The organism is Mesorhizobium sp. M7A.F.Ca.CA.001.08.2.1, assembly GCF_003998455.1.
Classification (GTDB): domain Bacteria; phylum Pseudomonadota; class Alphaproteobacteria; order Rhizobiales; family Rhizobiaceae; genus Mesorhizobium; species Mesorhizobium ciceri.
Window position 1 is genome coordinate 1 of the sequence record NZ_RZPW01000396.1, and the last position, 5,743, is coordinate 5,743.

At 61.0% G+C, this 5,743-nt stretch carries 4 protein-coding genes and 1 pseudogene; 2 read left to right on the forward strand and 3 right to left on the reverse strand.

All coding sequences use genetic code 11. The annotated features are described in order from the left end of the window. Positions 1-151: pseudogene (locus EN914_RS21735) on the reverse strand (alcohol dehydrogenase catalytic domain-containing protein); the annotation flags it as partial. Between the two features lie 52 nt (positions 152-203). Continuing rightward, positions 204-1,391 (reverse strand): glycine C-acetyltransferase, encoded by a 1,188-nt coding sequence (locus EN914_RS21740; protein WP_024504815.1) that lies wholly within the window; start codon positions 1,389-1,391, stop codon positions 204-206. A 345-nt stretch (positions 1,392-1,736) separates the two neighbouring features. On the opposite strand from EN914_RS21740, the gene EN914_RS21745 reads away from it, so the two are divergent. Further along, positions 1,737-3,803, forward strand: a complete 2,067-nt coding sequence (locus EN914_RS21745) for a bifunctional diguanylate cyclase/phosphodiesterase (RefSeq protein ID WP_024504816.1) — start codon at positions 1,737-1,739, stop codon at positions 3,801-3,803. 76 nt (positions 3,804-3,879) lie between these two features. Next, a complete protein-coding gene (locus tag EN914_RS21750) occupies positions 3,880-4,620 on the forward strand; it encodes a polysaccharide deacetylase family protein (protein WP_081714379.1) in 741 nt (246 codons plus the stop codon). A 71-nt stretch (positions 4,621-4,691) separates the two neighbouring features. Here EN914_RS21750 and EN914_RS21755 read toward each other — a convergent pair whose 3' ends face one another. Further along, a complete protein-coding gene (locus tag EN914_RS21755; protein ID WP_024504818.1) occupies positions 4,692-5,429 on the reverse strand; it encodes a DUF6817 domain-containing protein in 738 nt (245 codons plus the stop codon). Positions 5,430-5,743 lie beyond the last annotated feature (314 nt).

Here is a 5,743-nt window from a genome sequence, read left to right on the forward strand (position 1 = left end):
AATTGTAGATGTGCACGTCGGTGCCGCAGATCGCCGTCTTCTTGATCTTGATCAGCACGTCGTTAGGGCCGATTTCCGGCACCGGCACCTGTTCCATCCAGATGCCTGGTTCGGCCTTGGCCTTCACCAGCGCTTTCATCATGTTCGACATGCTTTTGTCCCTTGAAGCTCTTGTTCCGGAATCGCTTTTCGATTCCGGCTTGTCAGGAAATGACGCCGAGTTCGCGCCCGACGGCGGCGAACGCTTCCACCGCGCGGTCGATATCGGCGCTGGAATGCGCCGCCGACATCTGCGTGCGGATGCGCGCCTGCCCCTTTGGCACCACCGGGAAGGAGAAGCCGATGACGTAGATGCCGCGCTTCAGCATGCGCGCGGCCATCTCCTGCGCCAGGCTGGCATCGCCCAGCATCACCGGGATGATCGGATGATCCGCTCCGGCCAGCGTGAAGCCGAGCTTGCCCATTTGCGACCGGAACCGCGCAGCGTTGTCGTAGAGTTTGTCGCGCAGCCCATCGCCGTCCTTGATCAGCTCGAACACCTTGATCGAAGCGCCGGCGATCGCCGGCATCAGCGTGTTGGAAAAGAGATACGGCCGTGAGCGCTGGCGCAACCAGTCGACCACCTGGCTTTTGCCCGAGGTGTAACCACCGGAGGCCCCACCAAGTGCCTTGCCGAGCGTCCCGGTGATGATGTCGACCCTGCCCTCGACGCCGCAATGCTCGGCCGAGCCGCGGCCGTTCTGACCGACGAAGCCGACGGCATGGCTGTCGTCGACCATCACCATGGCGTCATACTTCTCGGCGAGGTCGCAGACACCCCTGAGATTGGCGATGATGCCATCCATCGAAAACACGCCGTCGGTGGCGATCAACCGGAAGCGGCAGTCCCGGGCTTCCTTCAGGCGCGCCTCGAGATCGGCCATGTCGTTGTTGGCGTAGCGGAAACGTTTGGCCTTCGACAGCCGCACACCATCGATGATCGAGGCATGATTCAAGGCATCCGAAATAATGGCGTCTTCCTCGCCCAGCAGCGTCTCGAACAGGCCGCCATTGGCATCGAAGCAGGAGCCGTAAAGGATGGTGTCTTCCATGCCGAGGAAGGAGGAAATCGTCGATTCGAGCTGCTTGTGCTCTTCCTGCGTGCCGCAGATGAAGCGCACCGATGCCATGCCGTAGCCATAGCGGTCGAGCGCCTGCTTGGCAGCATTGCGCAAATCGGCGCTATCGGCGAGGCCGAGATAGTTGTTGGCACAGAAATTCAACACCTTGTCGCCGCCGACCTCGATCTCGGCCGACTGCGTCGAAGTGATCACCCGCTCCGACTTGTAGAGGCCTGCCGATTTGAGCCCCGCGAGCTCGCTGTCGATGTGGGAGAGGAATGCTGCGGTCATGACCTAGCCTCGTTTGATGTGGGCCGACTGTCGTCTCGTCCGCGCGAAAAATCCATCGCAAAAACGACCGGATCGGTGGCAAGCAGCACGATGCGGCCCCGATGTCGATCATCACGCGGCCGAGGAACGACGCCACGACAAAGGTTCTGGCCGATGACCGCTCAAATGCCGGTACGGTGCTAAACGAGCCGATAACCATTCCGCGATCTTTCCACGGCCGCCCCTTGCCGGACAGCCGTCGATTTCCGGTCCTGTTAACGTTTGCAGTTCAATGGTGCTCATACAAGAATCCCTAGGCAAGAATCCCTAGGCAAGAATCCTTAGGCGAGAGGGCCGCCCCCGAAAATGTCGCAGCAGCCGGTGCAAACCGTTTCAGGCAAGCTCATACTGCTGATCAAGGCTGGCTATTGGCTGGCCCTGCTGATCATTGCGGCCATGGTGATCGCCTCCTTCATACTGCTGCAGCAGATGATGGCCACCCAGCAGCACAATCACACCTTGCTCGACATCGTCAGCACACAAAAGACGCTGTCGCAGCGCATCGTCTTCCTTGCCAGTGCAACGGGTGCCGGTTCACGCGACAAGCAACCGGCGCTGGTCAGCGCGCTCAAGCAGGCAACGGCGGAGTTCGAGACCAACTACGACCTGCTGCTCGATCAGACAGGAGCCGATCCGCAATCGCCGGCCAAGCTCGACCCGAAGTCGATCGAAAGCGTCCTCTTCGCCAAGCCCTTCCACCTCGACTATTTCTCCGTCGGGCTGATCGCCAATGGCGACCGCCTGATCTCGGCCTATGAATCGCAATTCAGCGGCAATGGCGGCTACAAGGGCGGCGGCGAACGCGTCAATCTCGACGCCTCAGTCGCCAATGCGACCTTGTCGGGTTATGCCGCGCTCGGCCAGCGCATCACTGCCGACGCCGACGACCGCTCCGAGAAGCTGCTCGCTCTCCATCGCACGCTGTTCTACGCCACAATCGGCGTCATCATACTGGTGGCGCTCTTCATCTTCAGGCCGATGTCGAACGCCATCCTGCGCAAGACGCATGAACTGATCGACGCGCGCAATTCCATGGCCTTCATCGCGGTTCATGACGGCCTCACCGGCCTGCACAACCGCACGTTCCTGACCGATCATTTCGACACGCTGATCAAGGGCACGCACCGGCGTCGCGAACGCCTTGCCGTCGTCCAGCTCGATCTCGATCGGTTCAAGCAGATCAACGATACGCTCGGCCACGCCGCCGGCGACTATGTGCTGGTCGTCACGGCACAGCGCATGCGCGATTCCTGCCGGGCGTCGGATCTGTGCGTGCGCCTGGGCGGCGACGAGTTCGTCATGATCCTCGGCGGCGCCGGCGGCACCGAAGACATCAACATGCTGGCGCGGCGCATCCTGGCGCACATCAACGAGCCGATCGTCTTCCAGGGCACGACCATTCTCCCAGGCGCCAGCGCCGGCATCGCGGTCTATCCGATCGACGCCGACAATGCTGGGGATTTGCTGGTCCATGCCGACCTGGCGCTTTATTCCGCCAAGAAGCTTGGCGGTGGCAACTTCTCTTTCTTCTCCGAGGAACTGCGCCGCGAACTCGATTATCGCAAGCAGCTCGAGCACGACATCAAGGTCGCCATCGCGGAGCGGGCGTTCCAGGTCTATTTCCAGCCGCAGGTCTCGCTGACCAACGGCACGATCAGCGGCATCGAGGCGCTGGTGCGCTGGAACCATGCGGAGCGCGGCATGATCCCGCCCGGCGAATTCATCCCGGTCGCCGAGAAATGCGGCTTCATGCCCGAGATCGGCCGCATCGTCATCACCAAGGCGATCAACGAGGCGGCCGAATGGAATCGCGCCGGCATTGCCTTCGGACGGCTTGCCGTCAATGTTTCCGGCACCGAGCTGCGCGAGCACGATTTCGATGCGTTCTTGTTCGAGACGCTGGAAAAGGCTGGGCTGCCGCCGCAAAAACTGTCGCTGGAAATCGTCGAATCCGTCATCCTCGACGACGAAAAGACAGGCATCGCCGCCAAGCTGCGCCACATCAGGGCAGCCGGCGTCCATCTCGAACTCGATGATTTCGGCACCGGCTATGCTTCGCTCAGCCATGTCAACCCGAACGAGATCGACCGGCTGAAGATCGATCGCCGCTTCGTTCAGAACATCCATGAGAATGGCGACAACTCGAAGATCGTGCGCGCCATCACCGAGCTGGCGCGTGGCCTCGGCATCTCGATCGTCGCGGAGGGTGCCGAAACCGAGGCCGAGCTCGATTCGCTGATGGCGATCGGCTGTGACCAGGTGCAGGGCTACTCCATCGCCTTCCCGATGCCGCACGACAAGGCGCTGGAATGGCTGACCGCTCGCATGCCGAAGAAGGCCAAGCTGACGGTGCTGCAAGGAAGCCTGGCATAGGTACGGCCGGGCTGCCTTGACAACCGCGTGTGAAGATGGCCGCCTTGTCGTGATCGCAACAGGGATATCGGGGCTGATGACACCGTTTCGGTTTGCCCTTGCGGCACTGCTGATCTTTGCGGCCCCCGCCCAGGGCGCCGATCGCACCATCTATCTTACCTTCGACGATGGGCCGCTGAACGGCACAAGCAACATCCTCGACGTGCTGGAGGCCGAGCAGGTTCCTGCAACCCTATTCATGGTCGGCATGCACGCACAGGCGAGCGCTGCCAACAGAGCGCTCGTCCAGCGCGCCAAGCAGCTTCCTCTGGTGACGCTCGGCAACCACAGCTACAGCCATGCCTACAATCACTACCGGCATTTCTACGGCGACACCGAGGGTGTCGTCGCCGACATGGTACGGGCAAACGCGGTGCTCGGCTTGAAGCCCGTGGTGCATGCAAGGCTGCCGGGGCGCGACGTGTTCAGGCTGCCCTCCATGTCGAAGAACGACACTTCGCTTGGCCTCGCCCAGGAGGGGCATGAAGAGCCCGACTACGAATTTGTCGCGGCCTCAGGCTTCTATCTCTACGGCTGGGACCATGAATGGGTGCACAAGGACAACGGCGAGCCGGTGCAGAGCGTCGACCATCTGGTCAGCGAGATCGATCATCTGTTCGGCTATGGCCGCTTCGTCAAGCCCGGCAAGCTGATCTTGCTGATGCATGACGAGATGTTTCAGGACGGCTTCGACGGCAAGACGAAGCTGACCAATTTGATCGCCGCGCTGAAGCTGCGCCGTTACGCCTTTGGGGCAATCCAGGGCTACGACGACTGAACCGGTGAGGACGGCAAGTTCTTCAGCGGATGTGCATCGGTACCCGATGCTGTCGCATGGCCGGCAAGGCGTCAAAGCACCTCGATCGATTCCCCGCGCAGCTTGTGCCGACGCAATTTGATGTATGTGCGCAAATTAGGCGTCATCTGAAAGCCCACCAGCTTCGTCTCCTGGAGGGGAGCAGCCCACGCCATCGTCTCGTAGCGGGCGCCGTAACCTTCGATGGTGGCGGCAAGATTTTCGCGGCCCAGATTCCTGGCCAGAGTGGCGCAGGCAGCAACCCTCGAACGAATCGACTGGCCGTATTTGGGCGCAAACGCCAGTCCGCCGTCCGCTAGGTCATCGACCTCATGGGCAAGCGCCAGGAACAGAATGTCCTCGTCGCCGGTCGGCACACCTTTGTCCACAATGCGCTCGGGATCTCCCGTGTCGAATTTCAGTCCGACCACGCGAGCGACAAGACCCTCGACGCGAGGACCAATTTTTTGCTCCAGCCACTGGCGGTGAGCATCGGTTCGCCTGCTGGATTTGCCGTCCGGATACTGGCTTCCGTCATAGGCGGCGTGAAACATAGCAGCGAGGACAAGATCGACGCTTTTGTCGAAATGCGCGACCGACGACGCAGCTCCCACCGCATGGCAGATGAAAGGCCGTCCCGTCTTGCGATAACGGCCGTTGAACATCGCGCAACACACACGATACGCCTTCTGCACCCGGGCGATATCGGCAAGCGGATATCCAGCCTCGTATAGCTGGATGTAAAGCGCCGTGTTGGTCTGGCGCGGAACGAACAGATCTTCTTTGGTCAACTTGTCCCCCCGAACGTTGTTAGGTTTTCCGGCGACTTCTCGCTGCCGAAGCCAGCGGCTTCGGTATTCTTGCACAGATTTTGCAGAAGAGTTGAGCCTGACCTCTCCCCACCAGGATCAGCCGGACAATGGAACGTTACAAATGTGATGAGGGAAGTCCAGTCCAAGGAAATTCTTGGTCCGTCGGGTTCTATCCCCCGACATTGCCCCGCAACACAGCCAGCACCTGCGCGAACTCCGCCAGACGCTCGTCGGTCAATCCCACTCGCAGCCGCTTGTCGAAGACGAGCGCGGCCTTTCGCAGTGTCTCGAAC

Excerpts from the sequence above, each read along its gene's own strand:
- EN914_RS21750 (WP_081714379.1), top strand. The coding sequence starts at position 3,880 with ATGACACCGTTTCGGTTTGCCCTTGCGGCACTGCTGATCTTTGCGGCC.
- EN914_RS21740 (WP_024504815.1), bottom strand. The coding sequence starts at position 1,391 with ATGACCGCAGCATTCCTCTCCCACATCGACAGCGAGCTCGCGGGGCTC.
- EN914_RS21745 (WP_024504816.1), top strand. The coding sequence starts at position 1,737 with ATGTCGCAGCAGCCGGTGCAAACCGTTTCAGGCAAGCTCATACTGCTG.